The sequence below is a fragment of the Pseudomonas sp. H1_G08 genome (genome assembly GCF_054681355.1).
In genome coordinates, this window is sequence record NZ_CP162822.1 from 5,856,612 (window position 1) to 5,881,901 (window position 25,290).

At 60.8% G+C, this 25,290-nt stretch carries 20 protein-coding genes; 6 read left to right on the forward strand and 14 right to left on the reverse strand.

All coding sequences use genetic code 11. The features are described 5' to 3' along the window. Positions 1–67: 67 nt before the first annotated feature. Positions 68–442, reverse strand: a complete 375-nt coding sequence (locus AB4N85_RS26390; protein WP_150636177.1) for a DUF6124 family protein — start codon at positions 440–442, stop codon at positions 68–70. Between the two features lie 389 nt (positions 443–831). After that, entirely contained in the window at positions 832–1,800 is a 969-nt protein-coding gene (locus AB4N85_RS26395) for a LysR family transcriptional regulator (protein WP_024011667.1), read from the reverse strand. Between the two features lie 276 nt (positions 1,801–2,076). Here AB4N85_RS26395 and AB4N85_RS26400 point away from each other — a divergent pair, with 276 nt between their 5' ends. The 4 genes from AB4N85_RS26400 (at position 2,077) to AB4N85_RS26415 (ending at position 6,975) form a co-directional block, all read left to right on the forward strand. Then, on the forward strand, positions 2,077–3,576 hold the full coding sequence (locus tag AB4N85_RS26400; RefSeq protein ID WP_460066466.1) for an efflux transporter outer membrane subunit: 1,500 nt from the start codon (positions 2,077–2,079) through the stop codon (positions 3,574–3,576). A gap of 139 nt (positions 3,577–3,715) precedes the next feature. Further along, positions 3,716–5,908 (forward strand): FUSC family protein, encoded by a 2,193-nt coding sequence (locus AB4N85_RS26405; RefSeq protein WP_460066469.1) that lies wholly within the window; start codon positions 3,716–3,718, stop codon positions 5,906–5,908. After that, positions 5,898–6,098: a DUF1656 domain-containing protein gene (locus AB4N85_RS26410; RefSeq protein ID WP_016771611.1), complete on the forward strand. Its 201-nt coding sequence runs from the start codon at positions 5,898–5,900 to the stop codon at positions 6,096–6,098. The genes AB4N85_RS26405 and AB4N85_RS26410 overlap by 11 nt, the downstream gene beginning before the upstream one ends. A gap of 10 nt (positions 6,099–6,108) precedes the next feature. Continuing rightward, positions 6,109–6,975 carry an efflux RND transporter periplasmic adaptor subunit gene (locus AB4N85_RS26415; RefSeq protein WP_150636181.1) on the forward strand — a complete coding sequence of 289 codons (867 nt, stop codon included), beginning with the start codon at positions 6,109–6,111 and terminating at the stop codon, positions 6,973–6,975. 45 nt (positions 6,976–7,020) lie between these two features. On the opposite strand, the gene AB4N85_RS26420 is transcribed toward AB4N85_RS26415, so the two are convergent. The 3 genes from AB4N85_RS26420 to AB4N85_RS26430 all read right to left on the reverse strand — a co-directional run bounded on the left by AB4N85_RS26420 (position 7,021) and on the right by AB4N85_RS26430 (position 9,802). After that, a complete protein-coding gene (locus AB4N85_RS26420; RefSeq protein ID WP_252887357.1) occupies positions 7,021–8,316 on the reverse strand; it encodes a hypothetical protein in 1,296 nt (431 codons plus the stop codon). A gap of 161 nt (positions 8,317–8,477) precedes the next feature. Further along, entirely contained in the window at positions 8,478–9,302 is an 825-nt protein-coding gene (locus tag AB4N85_RS26425) for an SDR family oxidoreductase (protein ID WP_460066475.1), read from the reverse strand. 35 nt (positions 9,303–9,337) lie between these two features. Next, complete coding sequence (locus AB4N85_RS26430) at positions 9,338–9,802, reverse strand: hypothetical protein (protein WP_056783040.1); 465 nt, start codon at positions 9,800–9,802, stop codon at positions 9,338–9,340. A 170-nt stretch (positions 9,803–9,972) separates the two neighbouring features. Here AB4N85_RS26430 and AB4N85_RS26435 point away from each other — a divergent pair, with 170 nt between their 5' ends. Both AB4N85_RS26435 and AB4N85_RS26440 read left to right on the forward strand, forming a co-directional pair. Further along, positions 9,973–11,193 (forward strand): RHS repeat domain-containing protein, encoded by a 1,221-nt coding sequence (locus AB4N85_RS26435; RefSeq protein WP_460066478.1) that lies wholly within the window; start codon positions 9,973–9,975, stop codon positions 11,191–11,193. A 10-nt stretch (positions 11,194–11,203) separates the two neighbouring features. Further along, positions 11,204–12,718: an RHS repeat-associated core domain-containing protein gene (locus AB4N85_RS26440; RefSeq protein ID WP_460066479.1), complete on the forward strand. Its 1,515-nt coding sequence runs from the start codon at positions 11,204–11,206 to the stop codon at positions 12,716–12,718. A 79-nt stretch (positions 12,719–12,797) separates the two neighbouring features. Here the strand turns inward: AB4N85_RS26440 and AB4N85_RS26445 are convergent, their stop codons facing one another. From AB4N85_RS26445 to algK, 9 genes are all read right to left on the reverse strand, one after another. Then, positions 12,798–14,249: a mannose-1-phosphate guanylyltransferase/mannose-6-phosphate isomerase gene (locus AB4N85_RS26445; protein ID WP_024011673.1), complete on the reverse strand. Its 1,452-nt coding sequence runs from the start codon at positions 14,247–14,249 to the stop codon at positions 12,798–12,800. Positions 14,250–14,403: 154 nt separating this feature from the next. Further along, entirely contained in the window at positions 14,404–15,060 is a 657-nt protein-coding gene (locus tag AB4N85_RS26450; RefSeq protein WP_095180418.1) for an alginate O-acetyltransferase AlgF, read from the reverse strand. A gap of 14 nt (positions 15,061–15,074) precedes the next feature. Further along, positions 15,075–16,247 carry an alginate O-acetyltransferase gene (locus AB4N85_RS26455; RefSeq protein WP_110646400.1) on the reverse strand — a complete coding sequence of 391 codons (1,173 nt, stop codon included), beginning with the start codon at positions 16,245–16,247 and terminating at the stop codon, positions 15,075–15,077. A gap of 10 nt (positions 16,248–16,257) precedes the next feature. After that, complete coding sequence (locus tag AB4N85_RS26460) at positions 16,258–17,823, reverse strand: MBOAT family O-acyltransferase (RefSeq protein ID WP_041479485.1); 1,566 nt, start codon at positions 17,821–17,823, stop codon at positions 16,258–16,260. 277 nt (positions 17,824–18,100) lie between these two features. After that, entirely contained in the window at positions 18,101–19,213 is a 1,113-nt protein-coding gene (locus AB4N85_RS26465; RefSeq protein ID WP_056783046.1) for a mannuronate-specific alginate lyase, read from the reverse strand. A gap of 8 nt (positions 19,214–19,221) precedes the next feature. Further along, positions 19,222–20,688 carry an alginate O-acetyltransferase gene (locus tag AB4N85_RS26470; protein WP_252877484.1) on the reverse strand — a complete coding sequence of 489 codons (1,467 nt, stop codon included), beginning with the start codon at positions 20,686–20,688 and terminating at the stop codon, positions 19,222–19,224. A gap of 11 nt (positions 20,689–20,699) precedes the next feature. Then, entirely contained in the window at positions 20,700–22,271 is a 1,572-nt protein-coding gene (gene algG, locus AB4N85_RS26475; protein WP_460066484.1) for a mannuronan 5-epimerase AlgG, read from the reverse strand. A 26-nt stretch (positions 22,272–22,297) separates the two neighbouring features. Next, positions 22,298–23,779 (reverse strand): alginate export family protein, encoded by a 1,482-nt coding sequence (locus AB4N85_RS26480; protein ID WP_041479487.1) that lies wholly within the window; start codon positions 23,777–23,779, stop codon positions 22,298–22,300. Beyond that, positions 23,776–25,284, reverse strand: a complete 1,509-nt coding sequence (gene algK / locus AB4N85_RS26485; protein WP_177342702.1) for an alginate biosynthesis TPR repeat lipoprotein AlgK — start codon at positions 25,282–25,284, stop codon at positions 23,776–23,778. Before algK ends, AB4N85_RS26480 begins: the two co-directional genes overlap by 4 nt. Positions 25,285–25,290 lie beyond the last annotated feature (6 nt).

Consider the following 25,290-nt stretch of genomic DNA (forward strand, 5'->3'; position numbering starts at 1 on the left):
CGGTTTATCTGACACCTCGAATGTTGAATGTGCCGAAGCCCTCGCGGTCGGGCTCGCTCCCCGGAGGTCAGCTGCGTGACGGGGGCTGATGGATTTCGTAGTTATCCAGCACGCGGTTCACCGCCAGTTCCGCCAGCATGATCACCTGCTGGATGGCCAATATCGTGTGCCGTTGTGGGCTGTCGACGTGGGCGGCGATGTCGCTGCTCATGATGCTGGCCGAGGCGAGGGATTCGCAGGCGTGGGCCAGCAGGCTTTCGTTGTCCTGGTCCGGGGCGACCTGGAACATGGTGCTGGGTTTGTGGTTTTGCTGCGCGCTGGCGGACGGTTTGAGGGAGTGATCCAGCGCACGCTCGGCGGCGTCGTGGAGTTTCGTTGAGTCGGGGGATTGGTAGGGGGAGGTGCTTGCGGATTCGGGGGGATTGGGTGTGGGTTTGAACATGGTGAAACTCCATTCTGGAAGTGGAGTTCGCCACTGACTGCGACCAAGCAATCGGGTGGCGAACCGTACGCGGGTTGGTCGACCAGGGAATGGAAACCCGGCAGGGACGAGGCCCTCCCACGCACAGCTCGCCATTAAGCATGCTTGAAAATGTGCGCCATTCTAAACCCGGACGACCAAGTCCGGTCGCTGATTCGTCAGCAACCGCCAAATCCTAGCCAGCGCTCTTCCGACGGACAACCTGCAAAACCTGTCGGAAACTTCCCCGTAAACACCGCGATGTAGGAGCTGCCGTAGGCTGCGATCCGTTGATTTTTAAACAGCAAGATCAAAAGATCGCAGCCTCGTTGCACTCGTCAGCTCCTGCACGAAGTCAGCGGTGTTTAAAGTCAGGTGGCGACGCGCGCGCCAGCCAGACTCCCGCTCAACTCATACGCGACCAATTCCGCCTGATGCGCCGCCAATATCTCCGGCAACGATCCGCGCAAATATTCCACCCAGGTTTTGATCTTGGCATCCAGGTACTGCCGCGACGGGTAGATCGCGTAGAGGTTGAGTTCCTGCGAGCGGTAGTTCGGCATCACGCGCACCAGAGTGCCGTTGCGCAGGCCTTCGATGGCGGCGTAGACCGGCAGCACGCCGACGCCCATGCCGCTGGTGATGGCGGTTTTCATGGCGTCGGCGGAGTTCACCAGGAATGGTGAGCTGTTGATGGTGACCGTTTCCTGGCCGTCCGGGCCGTCGAAGGCCCATTTCTCCAGGGGGATCACCGGGCTGACCAGGCGCAGGCAGGCGTGGTTGAGCAGGTCGCTGGGTTTCTGTGCGGCGCCGTTGGCTTTTACGTAGGCCGGCGAGGCGCAGACGATGCTGTAGGTGATGCCCAGGCGTTGCGAGACGAAGCCCGAGTCGGGCAGTTCGCTGGCCAGCACGATGGACACGTCGTAGCCCTCGTCGAGCAGGTCCGGCACGCGGTTGGCCAGGGTCAGGTCGAAGGTCACGTCGGGGTGGGTCTTGCGGTAGCGGGCGATGGCGTCGATGACGAAGTGCTGACCGATGCCGGTCATGGTGTGCACTTTCAGCTGGCCGGCGGGGCGCGCGTGGGCGTCGCTGGCTTCCGCTTCGGCTTCTTCGACGTAGGCGAGGATCTGTTCGCAGCGCAGCAGGTAGCGCTTGCCGGCTTCGGTCAGGGCGATGCGCCGGGTTGTGCGATTGAGCAGACGGGTTTGCAGATGGGCTTCGAGGTTGGAGACCGCGCGCGAGACGTTGGCGGTGGTGGTGTCCAGTTGCACGGCGGCGGCGGTGAAGCTGCCCGCTTCGGCAACACAACTGAAGGCGCGCATGTTTTGCAAAGTGTCCATGGGGTGCTCTCAAGGGAGATGGCAAATTGTGACACGAAGTTTCAGGGGCTGAGACCCCCGACCAAGGGATTATCTCGTTAACCGTAACAAAGATTCACAGAAATCCCAGCTTATCGCCGCAGAGGCAGCTCCATAGAATTGCGCCGATCCTGTGCAGGCACTGCCGAAGGCTGCGGTCTTTTGATTTTGTTTTAAGGGAAGCAAGATCAAAAAATCGCAGCCTGCGGCAGCTCCTGCACGGTCCTCGATCTATCCCTCTCTCAGGAATTCGCAGCTGTGCCGCGTCGCATCAACAGAGCGCTTTTGCCGCTCAGTGTTCTGGCTTTAACCCTGGCTCTCGGCGGCTGCATCTCTACCCAAGGCATTGCCCCTCACGGCGAGGCTCTCGCGGCCGATTCACTGGCCACCGACGCGGCCATTGCCGAGGCCGCCAAAGACGCCCACTGGCCCAGCGCCCAATGGTGGCAGGCGTTTGGTGATGCGCAACTTAATCGCTGGATCGACCTCGCCGTGCAAGGCAGCCCGAGCATGGCCATGGCAGCTGCGCGGGTGCGTCAGGCCAAGGCCATGGCCGGTGTTGCCGAAGCGGCCGAGGCGTTGCAGATCAATGGCGAGTCGACCCTCAAGCGACACAACTGGCCGACCGATCAGTTCTACGGCCCCGGCGAACTGGCCAACACCACCACATGGGACAACAACGCCGCGCTCGGCTTCAGCTACGCCCTCGACATCTGGGGCCGCGAGCGCAATGCCAGTGAACGCGCGGTGGATCTGGCCCATGTGAGCGTGGCCGAGGCGCGACTGGCGCAGCTGGAACTGCAGAGCAATCTGGTCCGCGCCTACATCGAGTTGTCGCTGCATTACGCCCAGCGCGACATCGTCGCCGCAATGCTCAGGCAGCAACAGCAGATTCTCGATCTGGCGCAGAAGCGTTTGAGCGGTGGCATCGGCACGCATTTCGAAGTCAGCCAGGCCGAAACGCCGCTGCCCGAAACCCATCGCCAACTCGATGCGCTGGACGAGGAAATCGCCCTTTGCCGCAACCAGATTGCAGCGCTGGCCGGTAAAGGCCCGGGCGCTGCGGCGCAACTGCAACGGCCGACGCTGTCCCTCGCGGCGCCGTTGAAGTTGCCCTCGGCATTGCCCGCCGAACTGCTCGGGCAGCGTCCGGACGTGGTCGCCAGTCGTTGGCAAGTGGCGGCGCAGGCGCGCGGTATCGATGTCGCTCACGCCGGGTTTTACCCCAATGTCGATCTGGTCGGCAGCCTCGGCTACATGGCCACGGGCGGCGGCGCGCTGGAGTTTTTGACCGGCAAGAAACTCAACTACAACGTCGGCCCGGCGATCTCGTTGCCGATCTTCGACGGCGGCCGACTGCGTGGTGAATTGGGCGAAGCGGCGGCCGGTTATGACATCGCCGTGGCGCACTACAACCAGACCCTGATCAACGCGCTGAAGAACATTTCCGATCAGTTGATCCGCCGCGAGTCGATGGACAAGCAGCAGGACTTCGCTGCCGAATCCGTGGCCGCCGCACAGAAGACTTACGACATCGCGATGATCGCCTATCAACGCGGCCTCACCGATTACCTCAATGTGCTCAATGCGCAGACCTTACTGTTCAAGCAGCAGCAGGTTCAGCAGCAAGTGCAGGCCGCGCGATTGAGTGCGCATGCCGAGCTGGTGACTGCCTTGGGGGGCGGCCTCGGTGCGGGTAATGACGTGCCGACAGCCGAGCAGACCCAGGCCCCGAAAACCCCGGCGCTCCTGCGTTGAACACAGCATCCATTGTGGGAGCGAGCCTGCTCGCGAAGGGGGCGTATCAGTCAATGAACATGTTGCCTGAGACTGCGCTTTCGCGTGCAGGCTCGCTCCCACAGGTTTCGAGTCCGCATTGCATGCCTGAGTATTTTCAATGACCTCCTTGCCCGCCCCCCTGCGCTGGCTCCATTCCCTGGAATGGCGTCGCGGTTTTTTCGACTGGGCACGCAGCGATGGCGTGACCTGGGTGTATATCTTCAAGGTGTTGCTCGCCGCGTTTCTCACGCTATGGCTGGCGATGCGTCTGGAACTACCGCAACCGCGTACGGCGATGATCACGGTGTTTATCGTCATGCAGCCGCAGAGCGGCCAGGTGTTCGCCAAGAGTTTCTATCGCTTGCTCGGCACGCTGGCCGGGTCGGCGATGATGGTCACGCTGATCGCTTTGTTCGCGCAGAACACGGAGCTGTTTCTCGGCTCGCTGGCGATCTGGGTCGGCATCTGCTCGGCCGGTGCCGCGCGTTGCCGCAATTTTCGCGCGTATGGATTTGTGCTCGCCGGTTACACCGCAGCGATGGTCGGTCTGCCGGCGCTGGCGCACCCGGACGGCGCCTTTATGGCGGCGGTGTGGCGGGTGCTGGAGATCTCGCTGGGCATTCTCTGTTCGACGCTGATCAGCGCGGCGATCCTGCCGCAGACCGCCAGTGCGGCGATGCGCAACGCCTTGTATCAGCGCTTCGGTGTGTTCGCGCTCTTCGTCACCGACGGCTTGCGCGGGCGCAGCAAAGCAGAGGCGTTCGAAGCCAGCAACGTGCGCTTCATTGCTGAAGCCGTCGGCCTGGAAGGGCTGCGCAGCGTGACCGTGTTCGAAGACCCGCACATGCGCCGGCGCAACGGTCGTCTGAGTCGTTTGAACAGTGAGTTCATGGGCATCACCACGCGCTTCAACGCCTTGCATCAATTGCTCGAACGCCTGCACGGCAATGGCGAAGAGCACGTCGTGGCAGCGATCAAACCGGGCTTGCAGGACCTCGCCGAAGTGCTCGACGGCTTCAGCGGTCGCGCGCTGACCAGCCCGGATGCGGCACGTTTGGCGACCGCGTTGGCCACCTACAAGGAAGGTCTGCCGGCACGTGTCCGAACCCTGCGCGGGATCTTTCAGGACACTGCTCCGAGCGAAGCCGAACAACTGGATTTTCACACCGCCTATGAATTGCTCTACCGCTTCGTCGATGACCTGCACAGCTATGCGCAGACCCACGCGTCGCTGGGCGAGCATCGTCACGAACGCGAACGCTGGGACGAGCCGTTCACCCCGCAAACCAACTGGTGGGCGGCGGCCGCTTCGGGGATCCGCGCCTCGTTCATTCTGATTGTGCTGGGCAGTTACTGGGTCGCCACCGCGTGGCCGAGCGGGGCGACCATGACCCTGATCGCCGCCGCCACCGTCGGTCTTTCCGCCGCCACACCGAACCCCAAACGCATGGCTTTTCAAATGGCCTGCGGGACTTTTCTCGGCGCGCTGATCGGCTTCGTCGAGATGTTTTTCATCTTCCCGTGGATCGACGGTTTCCCCTTGCTCTGCGTGATGCTCGCGCCGGTGATCGTGCTCGGTTCGTTCCTCGCCTCGCGGCCGCAATACGCCGGGGTCGGACTGGGCCTGCTGATTTTTTTCAGCACCGGTTCAGTGCCGGACAATCTCACGATCTACAACCCCTACACCTTCATCAACGACTACATCGCCATGGTCATGGGCATGCTCGTGTGTGCTGCGGCGGGGGCGATTATTCTGCCGCCGAACAGTCGCTGGCTGTGGCAGCGCCTGGAGCAGGATCTGCGCGGGCAAGTGGTCTATGCGATCAGTGGAAAACTCAAAGGCCTGGCCTCGAGTTTCGAGAGCCGCACCCGCGATCTGCTGCATCAGGCCTATGGCCTCGCGACGGGGCAACCGAAGGTACAAAAGAGTCTGCTGCGCTGGATGTTCGTGGTGCTGGAAGTCGGCCACGCGATCATCGAATTGCGCAAGGAGCAGGCGATCCTGCCGGTGCACCCGGCGTATGCCGAATCGCAGCCGTGGCGTCAGGCAATCCGCGTGATGGGGCGTGCGTTGGTGCGGCTGTTCTTGCAGCCGAACGCAAGCAATCTCGAACGCGCACTGGTCGCGGTCGATCACGCCATCAGCCGCGTCGCCGCCACCGATGAGCCGTTCGCGCCGCACTTCGATACCTCCGCGTTGCGCCGGGTGAAAAGCTATCTGCACTTTATTCGCACCTCGTTGCTCGACCCGCAATCACCCCTGGCCGAATTCGCTCCCGCCAGGCCCGAAGGACTTGCCCATGCCTCGTGAAATCGCCTTCCACGGCGTGTACATGCCGACCATGACCCTGATGTTTTTCATTGCTGCGGGATTGGCCTGGGCAGTTGACCGCTTCCTCTCGGGGTTCGACCTGTACCGCTTTTTCTGGCACCCGGCGCTGCTGCGCCTGAGCCTGTTTACCTGTCTGTTCGGTGCCATGGCGCTGACTGTCTACCGTTGAGAACATCTTGATGAAAAAGTTTTTCAGCCTGCTCGCGACCCTGCTGGTGCTGGCCCTGGCGCTGTGGATTGGCCGCACGTTGTGGGAGCACTACATGAACACGCCGTGGACCCGCGATGGCCGCGTTCGCGCCGACATCATCAACGTTGCCGCCGACGTCACCGGTGAAGTAGTCGAAGTGCCTGTGCGTGACAACCAACTGGTGAAAAAGGGCGATCTGCTGATGCGCATCGACCCCGAGCACTACCGCATTGCGGTCAAGCAGGCGCAGTCACTGGTCGCTTCGCGCAAGTCGACCTGGGAAATGCGCAAGGTCAACGCCCATCGCCGCGCCGACCTCGACAATCTGGTGATCTCCAAGGAAAACCGCGACGACGCCAGCAACATCGCCGACGCCGCGCTGGCCGATTACCAACACGCCCAGGCGCAACTGGAAGCCGCCGAACTCAACCTCAAACGCACCGAAGTGCGTGCGGCGGTGGACGGTTACGTGACCAACCTCAATGTGCATCGCGGCGACTACGCGCGCATCGGCGAGGCGAAGATGGCCGTGGTCGACATGAATTCATTTTGGGTTTACGGCTTTTTCGAAGAAACCAAGTTGCCGCACGTCAAAGTCGGTGACCAAGCCGACATGCAATTGATGAGCGGCGAAGTGCTCAAGGGCCATGTCGAGAGCATTTCGCGCGGGATCTACGACCGCGACAACCCGGAAAGCCGCGAACTGATTGCCGACGTGAACCCGACGTTCAACTGGGTGCGGCTGGCGCAGCGCGTGCCGGTGCGGATTCATATTGATGAGGTGCCAGAGGGCGTGTTACTGGCGGCGGGGATTACTTGCACGGTAGTGGTGAAGCAGGACCTGGCAGGCAATTGATCGACCGCGTCGCCCCTGACCAGGGCGACGCGGTGATGCTTCCAGCTACTGGGAAATATTGTAGCGATACAGACAACCCAGAGGGTTTTCTGGATTGATGTTGAGGGCAACAATCAATTTGCCTGGGGCCTGCTGATAATGAAGCCTGGAGAGCGAGTCGGTGGTCTCCTCGCGATGGATGACGCCACCCGCGTCTGAAAAAGCGGAGTTGTAGCCACCGCTACGGGTTTTCACACAGGCAATATAATTGCCCTTCTCGTCTCCACCAGAAACTACGATGTTATCAGCGAAAGGAACATGGTCCGCCCAGTTGACTCGCCTGTCGCTGCCGAGAGCTGGTGGGAGTGGCATGACATTCGGATTGCCGAAAACGTCAAAATCGGGCTTACCTTTTTCATCGAAGGCGAACAACATGCCGTATCGCTCACTGACACCGCTGCCCATGTTGGTGTAGCCAGATGCCGTAAATCTATCAGGGGCTCGCTGTCTCACAGTATTGAGTTCGGCACCCATGAAGTTGTACCGGACTACCACAACCCCGGGTCTTTCCGGGAGGCCGAAACTCTCATGGAGCGCGCCACTGTCTGAATTCAACATCACGAGGAGACCGTCCGTGTTCACGTCGGGCTCGTATTTTTCGTAGCCTGCAAATAACAAGAGTCCATTGTCGAGCACGCAACCGTCGCTGAGTGAAGTCGATGCATGCGGCATCCCGTGATTAATTTCAACTCGGCCATCTGTGCCGAATGCCTTCACGGGTGCGCCTTGCGCATCGAATTTGTAAAGGTGCGCCCTGAGCACGTCAGGCGTGTGGTAATCAACGCCGACAATAACGCTGCCATCGGGTAGCGCGAAGACGAATGCCGGGCCTTTTTTCGTAAGCCGTTGTGTGTTTGGGGGATCGATGATGACTTGGCCATTCTCGCCAAAGCTGCTCACTCGATTGCCTTTGCTGTCAAGGCAGAGAATCGCAGCGCTAACCTCGTTCGATTGCTCATTGGCTGTGCTGCCTGCCATGAACAGCCGCCCATCGGCACCTTCTGCAATCGGCCCGCCAGAGGCCTGCTCATTGGCCAGGAACGAACCCGTGACACGCCCTGCGACCCCAAACGCCAGGTCTACGGCACCCAAGTGGTTCAGCTTGGAAATGAAGAAGACGCCTTTGTCGAAGGTACTGGTGACCAGCAACGATTTATCGCGCAGCAGCGTTGACCCCGTGAGGGGCCGGGACTTCGTCGGGTCGTCCTGGAATATATCGTCAAGTTGAAGTTTGCCTTGGCCGCGTCCCCATGTAGCGTCGATTGTCGCCCTGATGTTCGCGGCCTTCTCTGCGATTGCCATATACGTCCCTGCGCGGTTGTCGGGAGGTCGGTTTACTCGCCGGGCGCTAACGCTGTCTTAACACTATTCACCTGGCTTGAACTCACGATAGGCCTTCGCTTAGAGGGCGCCTACTGTCAACTCTGACAGGTCTGGCTACCGCTGGTCGCAACGACTGGGGATCAGAGCTTGGCGCGCAACCCGAACCGCTTCATCAACGTCGATTCGAGTAACCCTTGCGGCAACAACGCCGCCAACAACGGCAACGCCCGGCTGCCGTTGCCGATGCGAACCAGCCGTGGCGGCTTGCTCTGCCGCACCGCTTTCAACAGCTCAGCCGCAAACTCACTGGCCGGTGTTGGCTTGTCCTGCGATGCCTTGGCCCGTGCCCGAATGCCTTCACGCAGGGGAAACCACGGCGATTGCTCGTTGATCAACTGCTCGGCTTCATGTCCGGCATTCTTCGCAAAACTCGATTCGATCGCACCGGGCTGGACTTCCATCACACGGATGCCAAACGGTGCCAGCTCCATGCGCAACGCGTCGCTAAGCGCATGCACCGCCGCTTTCGACGCGCAGTAGGCGCCGGCAAATGGTGTGACCAGCACACCCGACACACTGCCGATATTCACTACCAGCCCCTTGGCCGGACGCAGCAGCGGAAATAACGCGCGGGTGACGCCAACAATCGAAAACACGTTGGTTTCGAACTGGCGCTCCATCGCTTGTACGCCGCCGTCGAGCAGCGGCCCCATCGCGCCGTAACCGGCGTTGTTGATCAGTACATCAAGACTGCCGTGTTGCTGGCGGAGGCGCTCGGCGAGTTGTTCCAGCGCGGCGCCATCGTTGACGTCCAGCTCGACAGCGGTGAAACCGGCAGCGCTCAGCGCGCTGACATCTTCAGCCTTGCGCGCACTGGCCCAGACTTCGTAGCCGGCGGCTTTGAACGCGTCGGCAAGGGCGCGGCCGATGCCGCTGGAACAACCGGTAATCAACGCAACGGGCATGGCGCATTCCTTGTGCAAACAGTCGGGGGAGGGGATCAGTCGGAGAAACTACCTTGCAAATGCTCGGCGCGAAACTCCAGGGTTTGCGGGCGATAGCCGGGGCGCAGCGGCGGCAGTGGCAAGCAGTCTTCCCAGGTCGCGCCGGCCTGCAATTCGCCGGGGCCGCGATAGCGTGGGGCAGTGTATTGATTGTCGGCCAGGTTGACCGTATCACCCGGCGCATAAGCGGCGATGCGCCAGCGCAGCTCGGTCAGCGGCACATTGTTGCCATTGTTCATTTTCAATTGCAGCGGACGGTCGGCCGGGCATTGCTCGGGAGCGTAGGCAATGCGCAGTTCCAGACGCGCCAGTTGCTTGATCTCGCGGTTGTCCAGCCACACCACCCACATGGCCACGAAACCCAGGCCAATCGCAGCGGCTACCGAAACCGGCAAGGCCTTGGCCGGGTAGCGCAGCAGCAGGATCAACCAGGTAATGACCAGCAGGATGCCGATGAACATGCGTGAGCGCTCCGTGGGTGAGTGAGCCCCATCCTACCGAAGGCTTGGCGCAATGGGTATTCGGGACGAGTTTGTGCGCACCGTTGGTCGGGACTGTAATTTCTGACAGTAGGAATGCGATTCCGCGCTTGCTCTCATGAGCCAAGGGCACACTGGGACGTTGACGCACTATGGGCATCCACAGCAATACGCCAACGCTTGCCGTGAACGATCCGCGCGGGTTGGCCATCCTCAGCGTCAACTACTGGCGCGCCGATGCGGCGCTGGCAAGCGAGCCCCGGATCGAGCGGACGTTGCGCGACAACGCCGGCCGTGCAGTCAAACAATGGGATGCGCGATTGTGGGCGTTGCAGGCGAATGATCCACAAGCGCCCGCCAGCCTCACCACTGTCCATGCCTTGAACGATATCGCGCTGCGCTCGGACAGTACCGATGCGGGAGTCCAGGTCCAGTTGCCCGGTTTGGCCGGCCAGACGTTGTGCAACTGGGACAGCCGTGGCACATGCCGCGAAATTGCATACGATGACTTGTTGCGACCTGTCGCGGTGTTCGAGGAAGGCACCGGCGTACCTCGCCGTTGTTCCGAGCGCCTTGCCTATGGCCGCCCCGGCGCGGGCGATCCGCTGCGCAATCAGCTCGGTCAAGTGATTCGTCATGACGATCCCGGTGGCAGTGTTCTGTTCTCGCAGTTTGCGATCACCGGGCAGTGCAGTGAAAACATCCGTCACTTCACGCTTGAGCCGGTTGCCGCGGATTGGCCAGAGGCTATCGCCGATCGACAGAAGTTGCTCGAACCTCAAGGGGCAACCACACAATGGCGCTATGCCCCGCTGGGACCTGTGCTCGAACAGTTCGATGCCGGTGGCAATCGGCAGGCCTTCGCACTGACTCTCCACGGCCAGTTACGCGCAGTTGAAATACGGCTCAAACTTCAGACTCAGAACCATTCGGTCGTCAGTGATATTCGCTACGACGCTTACGGACAAGTCACTCATGAACTGGCAGGCAACGGCGTGCTGACTACGCTGAGCTACCGTCCCGAAGACGGCCGCCTGCTCACGCGCCATGCTCAGGACAATCTAGGCAATGTGCTGCAGCATCTGATCTACGCCTACGACCCGATGGGCAATGTAACGAGTATCGAAGACCAGGCATTGCCCGTGCGCTGGTTCGCCAACCAGCGTATCGAGCCGGTCAGTCGTTACCGCTATGACAGTCTTTATCAGTTGTCCCATGCCACTGGCTGGGAGGCCGGCGTTGGCGGTGGCGGGCCGACCGCTGTCGCCAACTACAGCCAGCGTTATCATTACGACGTCGGCGGCAATTTGCGCGGGCTGACTCACGTCGGCCAACAAAGTCCAGGTCATCAACTGCAGGGCCGCACGCTTTAGCAATCGGTGTTTGCCGTGGCATGACGGTAAGCCGCCCTCTGAAGCAGAGATCGCTGCAGCTTTCGATTCGCGGGGTAATTTGCTGTTGCTGGATCAGGGGCGCCGGTTGCAGTGGAATCTGCGTTGCCAGCTGGACTCGGTCGTGGTCGTCTCACGCCGATCAGATGCCGATGATCGTGAAAGCTATCTCTATGACGGCGCCGGTCAGCGGGTATGCAAGACGCGTTCGTCACGGGCCTCTGCACGCAGTCTTCTTGCACAGGTGCGTTATCTGCCAGCGCTGGAATTACGCACCGATACCGGCACCGGTGAGAGCCTGCAGGTGATCATCGTGCGGACCGGACTCAATATCGTACGCGTCCTGCATTGGCAAAGCGCACCGCCGACCGGCCTCAATAATCTCTACCGATACAGTTTCAATGATCATCTGGGCTCAATCAGTCTTGAGCTGGACGCGGATGCGCAACTGATCAGCCGCGAGCATTTTTATCCATTCGGTGCAACGGCGTGGGCCGAAGAACCCGACGTCAGCTACAAGACCGCGCGGTATTCGGCAAAGGAACGTGACGCCACGGGACTTTACTATTACGGGTTTCGCTATTACGTGCCGTGGCTGCAACGCTGGCTGAACAGCGATCCTGGTGGAGCGATCGACGGCCATAATCGCTATCGCGCGCTGCGCAACAACCCAATGACTTACAGGGACAGCGACGGGCGCAAGCCCGACAAGCCCGACAAGCGTGCTGGCGACCGGGTGTATCACGATCTTGCCGACAAGAAACTGGTCAATCCCGTGCAAGCCGCCGGCATGCAGCCAGTGCGCCGTTACTTCGAGAATGATCCAAATCCCGACGTCCAGGCCTACCGCCGCGAAATACCGGTAGCGCTGGCAGAGCTGGGAGCCCGGGACAACTCCGTGCTCAACACACATCAGGCACATGTCATTGCCGCCGTCCGGACGCACACCGCGCCACCTTCGGGGGCCGTGCTGTACCACTCCGGTGAATTCGTTTCTTCGACAATGAATCGGGTGTTGGGGGAGGAGACCACCAGCCGGATCATGGGACCCATGTCCGTTGCGTTCAACAGCCCTGTCGAAGAACCGCAAGTGCTTGCAGCCAGGCGCGGTGCCGTGGCCAAAGGCTTCCAGATCGGCGGAAATCTGCTGATGCACGCCGCTAACCCCGCAGCTCAGTTGGTGGGCTCACTGAGTGTGGCAATGGGCAATGCCATGCAGGTTTCCGAGGCTCAGACGCGGATTCAGTACAAACTGCTCAGCACACCTGTTGCCGTGCCTCTTGCCATCTCCTCGAACAGTCCGGCGGTCGACTTGCAGTCCTTCAATCGATCGACCCGGCGGCAGCCGTTGTTCGCAGAACCGGAATCAACGCCCACACCGTTGGCGCAGCAACTGTTTGCAGCCGCGTTTACACAAGGTCCAGCGGGGCTGGCGCAGGCGACGGAAGGCGAGTCGGTCGATGAAGATTCACCACTGGCGAGACGCCGCAATTCAGTCTTCGGCTAGACAAAAAAAGCCCCCGCCCAGCCCGCTGCGGATAGGGAACGCAACGGGCTGGACGAGGGCTTCTTGTTTCAGCAGGCGATTACTGCGCGATGGTTTTCACCGACACGCCGCGTTCGATCGGGGTGGAGCGGCCGTAGATATCTTCGAAACGCTCGATATCGTCTTCACCCAGGTACGAACCCGACTGCACTTCGATGATTTCCAGCGGGATCTTGCCCGGGTTGCGCAGGCGGTGCACCGAGGCGATCGGGATGTAGGTCGACTGGTTTTCGGTGAGCAGGAACACGTTTTCGTCGCAGGTCACTTCGGCGGTGCCGCTGACCACGATCCAGTGTTCGGCGCGGTGGTGGTGCATCTGCAGCGACAGGCACGCGCCCGGCTTGACCGAGATGTGCTTGACCTGGAAACGCCCGCCCATGTCCACCGAATCGTACGAGCCCCACGGACGATAGACTTCGCAGTGGTTCTGGGTTTCGCTGCGGCCCTGGGCGTTGAGGGTGTTGACCATCTGCTTGACGCCCTGGACCTTGTCCTTGTGGGCAATCATCATCGCGTCCTTGGTTTCGACCACGACGATGTTTTCCAGACCGATCACCGAGACCAGTTTGCCGTTGCCGTGGATCATGCAGTTCTTGCTGTCCTGGATGACCACATCGCCTTTGCTGACGTTGCCGTTGGCGTCTTTCTCGTTGACTTCCCACAGCGACGACCAGCAGCCGACATCGCTCCAGCCGGCGGTCAGCGGCACCACGCAGGCGCGCTGGGTTTTTTCCATCACCGAGTAGTCGATGGAGTTGTCCGGGCAGCAGGCGAAGGTGGCTTCGTCGAAGGTGATGGTGTCGGCGTCCTGCTGGCTGCGCTCAAGGGTCAGCAGGCAGGTGTCGTAGATGTCCGGATCGTGCTTTTTCAGTTCTTCGAGGAAGCGGCTGGCGCGGAACAGGAACATGCCGCTGTTCCAGTAGTAACCGCCGGATTCGACGTACTCGGTGGCGCGCTTCACATCCGGTTTTTCGACGAAGTGCGAGACGCGGCTGACGCCTTCGGGCAGCAGCGAATCAGCAGTGGATTTGATGTAGCCGTAGCCGGTTTCCGGTTTGGTTGCCGGCACGCCGAACAGCACCATTTCGCCGTTTTCCGCAGCGACGGTGGCCAGGGCCAGCGCACGTTGCAGGGCTTTCTGGTCTTCCAGCACGTGGTCGGCCGGCAGCACCAGCATCAGTTCGTCACGGCCTTCATTGACCAGCATCATCGCGGTCAATGCTACGGCCGGCGAAGTGTTGCGGCCGAACGGTTCCATCAGGATGCGCTGGCATTCCAGATTGCGCGCGGCCAGTTGCTCGTTGACGATGAAACGGTGCTCTTTGTTGCAGACCACGATTGGCGTGTCCATGCCTTCGAACACCAGACGCTCGAGGGTTTGCTGGAACAGTGTGTGTTCGCCGGTCAGGGCGAGGAATTGCTTGGGGAATTGCTTGCGCGAAAGAGGCCACAGACGCGAACCGCTACCACCTGACAAGATCACCGGAATCATAGTGTTTACTCCATAAAATCAATTTGGTTAGAGCCCTGTGGGAGCGAGCCTGCTCGCGATGGCGATGGCTCAGTCGACATTGATGTTGCATGTCAGACCGTATTCGCGAGCAGGCTCGCTCCCACAAGGGGTACTGCGTCAGTTCACAAAAGGATTAGCGAGTCGACACCGGGCGTTTCACCCAGACTGGCGACAGGTTGCTGCCGTTGCCGGTGACGTACAGCACCGCTGCCTCACCGCGCTCCAGGGCGACCGGTTTCACGTCGCCGACTTTCTTGTCGCCTTCGTACAGTGCCAGGCTGACTTTCACCGGGTTGATTTCACGTTCGCCACGGCCCTTGGCTGCCACGTTCGGCACCACTTCGGTCTTGCCGTCGGCGGTTTTCAGGGTCAGCGATTTGTCGCTGAGGTTCTGTACACGCACCAGGGATTTCTGCTTGTTCTTGAACGGCGGCTCTTCGATCAGTTGTGGCGCGCCGGAAGCGTTGTTGACCAGGGTGTAGTAGTGGTCGCCGGCGAGTTTGACCGGCAGGGTCTGGCTACCGACCTTGGCGCTGTAATCGCCGCCCGGCATGAAGCTGAAGTCGCTGCTGGCCAGTGGCGCGATGTCGCTCAGGTTGGTGCTGCCGACAGTCGCGCTGACTTCGGCGTTGCTGGCGTTGTAGACACGCACGAAGGTCGAGCCTTTCGGAGCGGTCGGGCCGTACAGCGCGGCGTCGCCACCGGCGAAGGCTGGGACGGAGAGTACGCTGAGGCCAGCAACCAGTGCGAAGCTTTTAGCGAGACGACGAGGAGTAGTAGTGAAAGTCATGGTGTACCTCTCTTTCAGTTTTGCGCCCGATCGGGCGTCTCGGATTTAGTGTTGATGGCTACGTTTTGTTGGCGGGCGCCGGCTTGTTTGAGCTCTGCGACCCACTGTGGGTCGGCGTCGCCGATTTCGTTGTTCACAGGCAGATATCGTTCAGGAAACTCCCAGATCAGCACTTGTGGCGGGCTGTTCTTGAAGTCATCGCTTTTCAGGTAGCTGAGCATCGGCAGAATCGGGCCATGGCCGTCTTCGGCGTAGTTGACGACGTCGCTGTGCAGCGCTTGTTTGAGCGCACCGACGAAGTTCCAGTTGGGGTTGGCGCTGTAGCTGGTGCCGATCAGCGCGACCGGTACTTCGCTGTTGGCGAACAGGGCGTCGTCACCGGCAGGCTGTTCGGCGGCAACGGTGTTGCGTTTGAGCAGTGGCTCAGGCGCCGGCATCATGTTTTCGAACAGCGGATCGAGCGGCAGGAACAGACGCAGATCGCCCTTGTGCGTGACCTTCTCCGCTGGCGTGGTGACGAAGCGCTGTGGCTCGCCGCTCAGCGGGAATTTCTCGGCAATGGTTTTCGCCAGCGTGTTGGCGGCGATCTCGGCGCCTTCCGGCGTCCAGTGGGTGTCGGTGCGCAGGAACACTTGCTGACCGTTCTGCTTGGCCTGTTGCAGCGGGCCGAGCAGGTCAGGGGCGAGGATCTTGTCGGCCGCGACACGGGCGTGGAAATCCTGATACAGGTTCTGGTGAATGCTCGAAGGCTTCACTTCATCCAGATGCTCCGGATACAGACGCACCTTGGCCGGCACGATCGCCATCACCAGTTTCACGCCTTTCTCTTTCAGGGTCTGACGCACGCCTTCGACCAGCGCGTAGTTGCCTTGCAGGTTCTGCTGTTCGTTGACGATCGGGTTGAATTCCTCATCGCTGTACAACCACTGGTCGCGGCCGAGCACGACGCCCGGACGACCTTCGTTGAACAGTTTGAAATCCAGCGCGGCCCAGAGGTTGGTGCCCAGGCGCTTGATCGGGAATTCATCGTCGTAGTGGGTTTCCACCGCCTTCGTCCAGCGGCCGTTGAGCACCGTCGCATCGGCGTTGGTGCTGAAGCCGAAGAAGCTGCGAACCGACCACAGACCCAGGACCAACAGCGTCACCAGGAACAGGGCGATGTAGAAGATGCGTAATGAGCGGGTCATGTCAGATCCCTCAGAACTGGAAGTAAAGGAACGGCGAGAAGCTTTGCGCCGAGAGTTTGAGAATCGAGGCGATGAACAGCAGCAGGATCAGCCCGCGCATCACGTAGCGCGACCAGTCAGCGGTCCAGTAAGCCGGTTGCACCTGGGCTTCGACGCCAACGGTGTAGCCAGGTTCGTGGATGCTCGCCGGATTTTCCCCAGGCGCTGCCTTGATCATTCCCGGGGTCGCCGTGGCAGGGCCATTGGCCTCGACGTTGACTTCCGGTTTGGTCTTGGCTGGCGGCTGATTGGTGTACAGATCACGCAGGCCGAAGAACGCCAGGGTCACGTAAGCCACCACCAGGGTTGCCACTTGCAGACCGGTGAGGCTGGCCTGATTGAGTTCCGACAGCGACCAGTCGCCGAAGCTGAACATTGCACCGTACATGCGCCCGGCAACGTGCAGGTTCTCGGCACGGAAGATCACCCAGCCCATTACTACCAGCAGGAAAGTCAGTGCCCAGCGGATCGGGTTGAGGCTGCGCGGCGAAGTATTGAGGCCGAGCATTTTTTCGATCGCCAGCCACATGCCGTGCCAGGCGCCCCAGATGATGTAAGTGATATTCGCGCCGTGCCACAGACCACCCAGAAGCATGGTCAGGAACAGGTTGCGATAGGTCATCAGCGTGCCTTTACGGTTACCGCCGAGGGTGATGTACAGGTAGTCACGCAGCCAGGTGGAGAGGCTGATGTGCCAGCGGCGCCAGAACTCGGTGATCGACTGGCTGATGTACGGCTGCTTGAAGTTTTCCATGAAGCGGAAACCCATCATCAAGCCCAGACCGATGGCCATGTCGCTGTAACCGGAGAAATCGAAATACAGCTGCGCGGTGTACGCCAGCGCACCGAGCCAGGCATCACCCGTGGTCGGGTTCTGCAAGGCGAAGCAATGGTCGGCGACCACGGCGAGGGTGTCGGCAATAAATACTTTCTTGATGAAACCCTGCATGAACCGCGTGCAGCCCTCGGAGAATTTGTCGAGGGTGTGCGTGCGGTTGTTGAACTGGTCGGCGAGGTCGCGGAAACGCAGAACCGGGCCGGCAATCAGGTGCGGGAAGATCGCCACGAATGCTGCGAAGTCGATCAGGTTGCGCGTGGCCGGAGTGTCGCCACGGTACACGTCGATGATGTAGCTGATCGATTCGAAGATGTAGAACGAAATACCGATCGGCAGCAGCACGTGGGTCAGGATGAACGGTTCGAGACCGAACGAAGTCATGATTTCGTTGATGCTGTCGACCCCGAAGTTGGCGTACTTGAAGTAGCCAAGGATGCACAGGTCGACGGCCACACCGAGCAGCAGCCAGCGCTGCGCCGGTTTGGTTCTGACGCCGGCGGCACCGACCTTGAGGCCGATCCAGTAGTTCCACAGCGTGACCGCTGCGAACAGCGCGAGGAAGTCCACCCGCCACCAGGCGTAGAACACATAGCTGGCGATCAGCAGCAGCAGGTTGCGATAGCGTTGCCCGCTCAGGTAGTACAAGCCGAGAAAGATCGGCAAGAACAGAAACAGGAACACGTTGGATGAAAATACCATCCCGATCTCTCCATGTTTGAACCAACAGTCAAGGGCCAAAGCCCCCCCAAACCCCCCGTGGTAGTGGAGGGGTGACATAGTGTTTGCTTGAGGTCTGGGCTGGCCGTCAAACCGCGCCCCTCACCCCCCGCCCTCTCCCCGAGGGAGAGGGAGCCTGATCTCCATGGTTTTCAAAAATGGAGATCGACTCGGTATTTCATTTCGGCGTAACTCGCACAGCCACCTCGGTCAGTCCCCTCTCCCTCCGGGAGAGGGTCAGGGTCAGGGTGAGGGGCTTTTAGCCCTTTTCATGCGACGGGTCGTAGACCTTGGTCAGGTCGCCGCCAAGACGGAAAGTCTTGAACGGTTGCATGTCGCGCTTCTTCTCGATCACATCCGGCGCGCAGGTGTAGAGCGTGCAGAACGGTTCGAGCCAGGCGAATTTCATGTCCTCTTTCAGGTCGGTCATGTCCTGCTTTTTGCCGTTCTTTTCTTCGAACTCGTCAGGGTCCTTCACGCCGGCCAACACGCGGTCACCCAGACGCTTCAGTGCGCCGTTGTTCTCCTGACGCAAATCCACCCCGTTGACCTGGGCGAAACTGGCGATCATTGCCAGCGGCGGCAGGGCGTAATTGTGATAGGCGAGGGCGCGTTGCTGGCGCTTGAGTTCGTTGGGCAGGAAGCCGTCGGCGTCGACCTGGTTGACGCCAACCTTGTATTCCTTCACCGCCCAATCAAACAGGTCGCGGCGGTTGGTGGCGACGGCGGTGGCCATCACCGACCAGGCGGCCCAGTACGAGTGGTTGTTGGTTTTTTCCAGCGGCAGGTTGTCCCAGTCGCTGACCACCTGATCAGCCATTTTGCTGAACCAGGCTTCGATCAACTGCGCTTCCTGCTGGTGCTGGGCCAGCGGATGCGAGTCGGAGAATTTCAGGCGAATGTACGACGAGGCCATGCTGCCCAGTGCCCATTTGCGCATCGACTTGCCGGTGTGGTTGAAGTCTTTGGACATCAACGCGTCAGCCTTGGCCCATGCGGTCAGCCAGTTGAGCGTGCATTCGAGCTGCTCCGGGCGACCGTCGCGCATGAACTGCATGACGCGCTTGGCGGTGCCGCGCTCCAGCGTGGTGATGTCTTTGGTGGTGTCGCGAAAGGCTTTTTCCGACTGCACGTTCAGCGTCGCGCGGGCCTTGTCCGAACCTTCGTATTTGCTGCGAAATTGCAGCGGACCGGTGTATGGCGCCGGCATCGCGTCGCAGCCATCGCTCTTGTCGCCGGTCTTGAATTTATCCACCGGGGCGAAGTAGCCCTGCGGTGGACGCAATGGCGCGGCGGCCTGAGTTGCCCCGGCGAACATCGCCAGGCTCAGGAGGGTCGGTGCCAACAGGTTTTTCAGTTTCGGATTTCGCATAGCAGACCTCATTGCCCGAGCTGCGCGGTCTGTTGACCGACGCCCGGGAATACGTTGCGTTTGCAGATTTTCGCTTCGACTTTTTGTGGCGCGGCGCCAGGTCCGGCTTCAGGACCCTGGACTTCGACTGCCAGCAGGTTTTGCGAGGCCCAGTCTTCGTCCGTGCGCAGCTCAAAGGCGAAACGACCGTCGGTGTCGGAGGTTTCCGGTTTCTCGATCTTGATGTCCTCGTGGCGACCGTTCATGTACCAGAGGGTGGCTTGCAGGGTTTTCACCGAGGTGTCGGCGAAGCGGATATCAACCTGATGGTTGGAGTTCTGCAGGTTCAGGTTCTTGCTGTTGACCAGCAGTTCTTGCTTGCTGCCCGGCTTCAGCGTGGCGCTGGCGGACATCTGCGCGTCCTTGCCTTCGCAACCGTTGTCGAGCAGCGCCATCATCTGGCGATAGATGGTTTCCTGGTCGAGGCGATACAGCGGCGAGAATTCCCAGATGAGAATCTTCGGCGGGGTCTTCTGGAATTCTTCGCTGCCCAGGTACTGCAGCATCGAACCTTCGAAACCGCCGCCGGGGAAGGCCACGTTGAGGATGTCGGCGCCGATGGCTTCTTCGAGGAAACCGGCGAAGTTGTAGTTCTTGCCGCTGTGCGACGTACCGACCAGGGTGATCTGCGGATTGCCGGAATCGCCGAACAGATCGCCGTCGCCTGCCTCGCCTTTCGGCTCGGTGGTGAACTGGTCCATGTACTGGATCGCATAGCTGGTGCCGCACAGTTGCCCGGCCATGTTGTGCAGAGTGCCGGTCTTGCCCATGCGCCCGGAGCGCTTGGTCTCGAATTCACGCTTGGGAATGTCGGCGAAGGCCGGGATCTGCTTGACCTTTTCGGCGACGATTTTTGCCGTGCGCTGGGCACCGTAAGGTGTCCAGTGCTGGTCGCCACGGAAGTAGAAGTCGTGGGCGGGCAGGGTGTCCGGCAGCGATTCGTTGGTCAGTGGCGACAGGTCAGGCACCACGTAGCCCATCTTGGCGAAACGGCCGAGCATGGTCTTGTAGTTGCCCAGCGCTTTCTCGTAATCGAACGCGGCTTTTTCCTGCGGGTTGAGCTTGTTGCGGTTCACCAGGCCACGGGTCGGCTGGTAAACGATCACCAGCTCGACGCCTTTGCTCTTGAACGCATCGTGCAGTTGTTGCAGGCGCTTGTAGCCGGCCGGCGTGGTGTTGAACTCGGTACGCAGATCTTCCTGGGTACGGAACAGCCAGTCGCCCTGAGCCTGTACCAGGGTGGTGAAGTTCTGCTGATAACGCGTGGTGTAGTTCTTCGCGTCATGGGCAGCCGGGCACAGGTTGCAGCACGGCTCGGCGGTGAACTTCGGTGGCGTGACGCTTGCGCCGTCAGCGTCGGCGCGGGCGTTGCCGGCAGCGAGAATGCCGAGAGTCAGGGCCGAGAGGCTGAGCAGTTTGATCATGTGTGGGTGCATAAAAATTATCCTCAGTCCTGCAATTCGGTCTGGCGTTCGACAGGGTCGATCAGCACGGCTTTCTGCTGGCGCACCAACAGATCGAGAATTTCATCCTGGCGCTCGCCGAGAATGCCGTTGAAGCTGATCCCGCTGGACTTGGTCGGCGCCAGCATCGACACGCGATACAGCTCGACACTCAGCGGCGAGTCGATCGACAGCGGGCCGCTGCCATTGGCCGCCAGCTCGCCGCCGACGACGATCAGCGAGACCTGCGCGTCGAACGGGTCGAGCTTGATGTCACGGTCGGTGTCGGTCAGGTCCTTGATGTGGCCGTAGATACCGGTCAGGCCGTTGGTCATGGCGACGTTTTCGTAGAGGCGGATGTTCACGCTGTTACGAATACGAATGCCGTGACGGGTATTGCTGATGACCTTGTTTCCCCACAGCAGGTTGTCGGCGGACTCGTAGAGCGTGATGCCGTCGGTGTGGTTCTTGTAGATCTCGTTGTAGGCAATGATGTTGTTGACGCTGTTACGGTCGATCACCAGGCCCGACAACTTGTTGTCGAAACTCTTGTTGTTGAAGATGAAGCTGTCGTTGACCTCACGGGAAATGATGATCCCGTGCTTCTTCTTCGTGCCATGAACGGTGTTCTCGGCAATGATCAGACGGTGCGAGCGGTCATGCGGGTCGATGCCGTAGACGATGTTGTCTTTGTAGGTGTTGCCCTTGACCACAAAGTCGCTGGTTTCGTAGCAGTAGAAGCCGTACCACATGTCCGAGAACTCGGAGCCGACGATCCAGCCGGTCGGTTCCGGGCGCTTGAGGACTTTGGCCATGTTCGGCGTGTACTGGGAAATACTTACCCCGTACGACTTACTGTTGGCGTAACCGAAACTGGCCATCTTGCTGTTGACGATGTAGGTCTCGGTGCCGCCCCAGGAGAGCAGGAACGGACGGAATTCCTTCGGCGAACGGAAGGTCGCCGGGCCGTTGTCCTTCTCGCGCCAGCCGGTGACTTTGGTGTCACGCACGAACAGTTTGCCGTCGTTGACCAGGAACGAACCGGCCTCTTGGGACAGGCGCAGTTCCTGGGTCTGACCGTCGATTTCGAGGATGCCTTTCTCGCCGACCACGATCGGCAATTTGGCCAGGTACACGCCCGGAGCGGTCTCGCTGAAATACTGCTTGGGCAGTTTTTTCGCCAGATCCTTGAGGTTCATGTAGCCGTCGTCGATGAAGATCGCCTGCGGGATGCCGTGCTGACGCACCACCCATTCGGCCATCTTGTTATCGCCGCCGATGAAGTCCTTCAGGGCGTTTTCCTGCATCATCCGGCGCACGCTGATCTTGCCCGGCTTGCTGCGCACGATCTTCGCGGCAGCGGCTTCGGCGGTGAAGCCGGACAGATCGGGCAGTGTCGGCTTGGCCAGTTTCAGTGCGTCGGTCGGCGCGCTGCTGACGGTGTAGGTCTTGGCCTGTTGCAGTTCTTTGGCCACGGTCGCAGGTTTCGCCGGTTCAACATTGGCGAAGGCGCTGGCGCTGGCCAGCAGCATCGCGCCGGCCAGCAGGCTGAGTGAGCCTGTTCTGGTGCTGATCATGTCGGGCACTCCCTTGGCGGTTTGCATCAGAAGCGCCAGATCACGTCAATGAATGCGCGGTGCATGTAGGAATCAACCTGGCTGCCGTAGGCATCGCCCGGTTTGAACACACCGCCACGGAAACGCACCAGTGCCGAAGGCTCGTCGATCGACTGGCTCAACGCCGCCGGCAACAGGCCTTGCTTGAAGTACTTGGTGACGACCAGGTCCATTTCCTGACCCAGGTCCTTGTTGCCATCTTCAAGCGGCAAGGATGTGCTGGAGAGGATCGCGCCGGTGACGTCGTCGGTGTTGTTTTCCACCGCATTGATGCCGTTGCTGCCGACCGGCTTGTTGCCGTCGACACGCCAGAACTTGTGGTAGATCAGGCTGGCGTCGTACTCGTCGTTGACCATCCACGAACCGAACAGGGTGGCGGTCTGCATGTTGTTCATTTCGCCACGGAACGCTTCGCCGAAACGGTGCACGCGCGAGCGGGTACCGGTGTAGTTGGAGCGGTTGCTCTCCAGACCGTTCTGTTCGTAATCGGCACTGGCGCGGGCGTAGGCACCGCCGACTTGCCACTGCGGATCGAGGCGCAGACGCACGCCGACATCGGCTGCCCAGCCGCTGATGTCATCGCTGCGCTTGGCTTGTGTCGGGCGCGTGCCGTCGGCGTTCAGCGCGTTGACCGTGTCGCGGTCGCCGCTCATGCCGGTGATGCTGCCCCAGTAGTTGACGGTGTTGGTGTTGCGCCAGTTGTAGGCGTCGCTGTCAGCGGTCAGGCCGATCCAGCTGATGTCGCCGTTCTCGGTCTTGTCCAGCGAGTCGCGCGGGACGCCCGGCTCGGCGTAATCGAGTTTGCCGTCATCGTGAGTGTGGTGGCCGCGAATGCCGACCCACTGGCCCGGTGTCCACTGGTAAGCAGCGTCGGCGTAGGCGTGCAGGCGATCCTTGTCTTTCGGCGCCAGCTCTTTCAAGTCGGTGCGGTATTCGCTGAAACGCTCGGCAACACCGGCATTGGCCCGCAGCAGGGTGGTGTCGAAGGTCCAGTTCAGCGCTTCGATGTTGGTGTCACGCCATTGGCCGTCGTCATTGCGCAGACGCTGGCGACCGAACTTGAGCATCTCGCCCGGGTACGGGGTGAGGCCGCTGTAGCCGACCCAGAACTCGCGCATCGCCAGGTAGTTCTTCTTGGTTTTGCGATCACTGTTGTCGGTGGCTTGTTCGCCGTCGGATTGTTGCAGGGTGTCGGTCTCGATGATGTCGGTCGAGGTCACCGCCTGACCCATCGCGTAGGCGCTCCACGCGCCGCTTTCGCCGTAGATCCACGGACGCAGGTCGAGGCCCACGCCATTGACGTCACCGCCGCCGGCAGTGCCGAGGTCACGGTCGTCTTCGGACTGGCCGGTGAGTTTCACTTCCAGGCCGAAGTTCTTGGTTTCAGTCATCGCAGCCAGTGTCGGGCAAGACCAGATCAGCGCGAAGGTGAGGCCAATACCGGCCTTCACGAATGGGTTCAGCTTCATAGTTTTTCCTCGCCGTCTTCTTCTTGCAGGGCGTGCAGTTGCAGCGTGTTCGAGTTCAGGGCGCCACGGCTGGCCTGTTCCTGTTGCAACAGGCGGCGGGCTTCGGGCAGGCGCTCGGGCGGCAGTTGCGCCTCGAGGGTCGCTGCCAGTTCATCGGCTTGCGGGGTGTTCTGGGCCTTGGCCAGTTGGCTGAATACGTAGGCGTTCAGCGGGTCGGGCTTGGTACCCTTGCCTTGGGAAAACAACTGGGCGATGGCGAAGTCGGCACTGTTCTGGCCGTTGCGCGCAGCGGTCAGCAGGTGGTCCAGAGCCTTCTGCGGATAGACCTTGCCCAGGTAGCCACGACGGTAGATCTGGCCGAGGTAGTAATCGGCGGCCACTTCGCGGCCAACGGCTTTCTGGAAGTGTTCCTCGGCGACTTTCGCGTCGGCCGGGACCATTTTGCCTTCGTAGTAGACCTTGCCCAGCAGCAGTTCGGCGCGCGGCTGGTCGGCAGCGCGACCGTTGTCCAGGTACTTCATCATCTGGTCGACGTCGCCCAGTTCGGGGAAGTCGTAAAGCAGTTGGGCGAGGGTGACCCACGATGCCGGGTAGCCCGGAGCGATCGGCTCGAGCAGCGCCTGCGCGGTTTTTTCGTCAGTCTTGCCCAGGGTCGAATCGGCCAGCACGCGGGCTACGGAGTCGACACGCTGCGCGGTGACGGTGCCACGGCTGTAACCGGCCTGCATCTGCTTGATCAGCTCGGCCTGTTGGTCCGCCTGGCCACGTTTCTGGTAGACGGTGGCCAGTTCGACGTAGCAGATGTCGGTGGTATTGAGCGCGGCCTTGCAGATCTTTTCCACGTCATCCAGATGCTGGTCGTAAGTGCCCTGGGTGCGATACAGCAGCACCTGCGCCAGACCCGCTTCCGGGTAGCCCGACTTGCGCCACTGATCGATCTGCTGCTGCGCGTTGATGTTGGGGAAGCTGTGCGGGTATTGCAGGTACAGCATCGCCAGCGGGATCAACGTGTTGCCTTCGCCATTGGCGGCGGCTTTTTTCAGCAGGGTTTCGGCTTCGTGGTGCTCGGCTTCGGTGGAGCCCGGCTTGGCCACCAGCAAACGACCGAGACGTGCCTGGGCACGCGGCGACACGCTGGCCGCTGCGCGGTAAGTCGCTTCGGCCTGTTTCATCTGCGCCGGGTCGCGGCTGTCGACCTGGATATCGGCCAGGCCGACTTGCGCCTCGCTGTAACCCAGATCGGCCAGTTGCTGGTAATTCTGCGCAGCGGTGGCGGTGTCGCCACGCTTGAGCGCTTCGTTGGCCAGACGCTGATCGGGCAGCCCGGCGCAACCGGCCAGAGAAACTGCCAGTGCCAGCGAGCACACCATCAATCCCATGTGGGAGCGAGCCTGCTCGCGAAGCAGTCGACTCGGTACTTCAGACAAACCGCGCTGGCCCTTTCGCGAGCAGGCTCGCTCCCACAGGGTCGGCGGTGTGTTCAAGTTATGCGTAGTCACAGGCATGTCCTC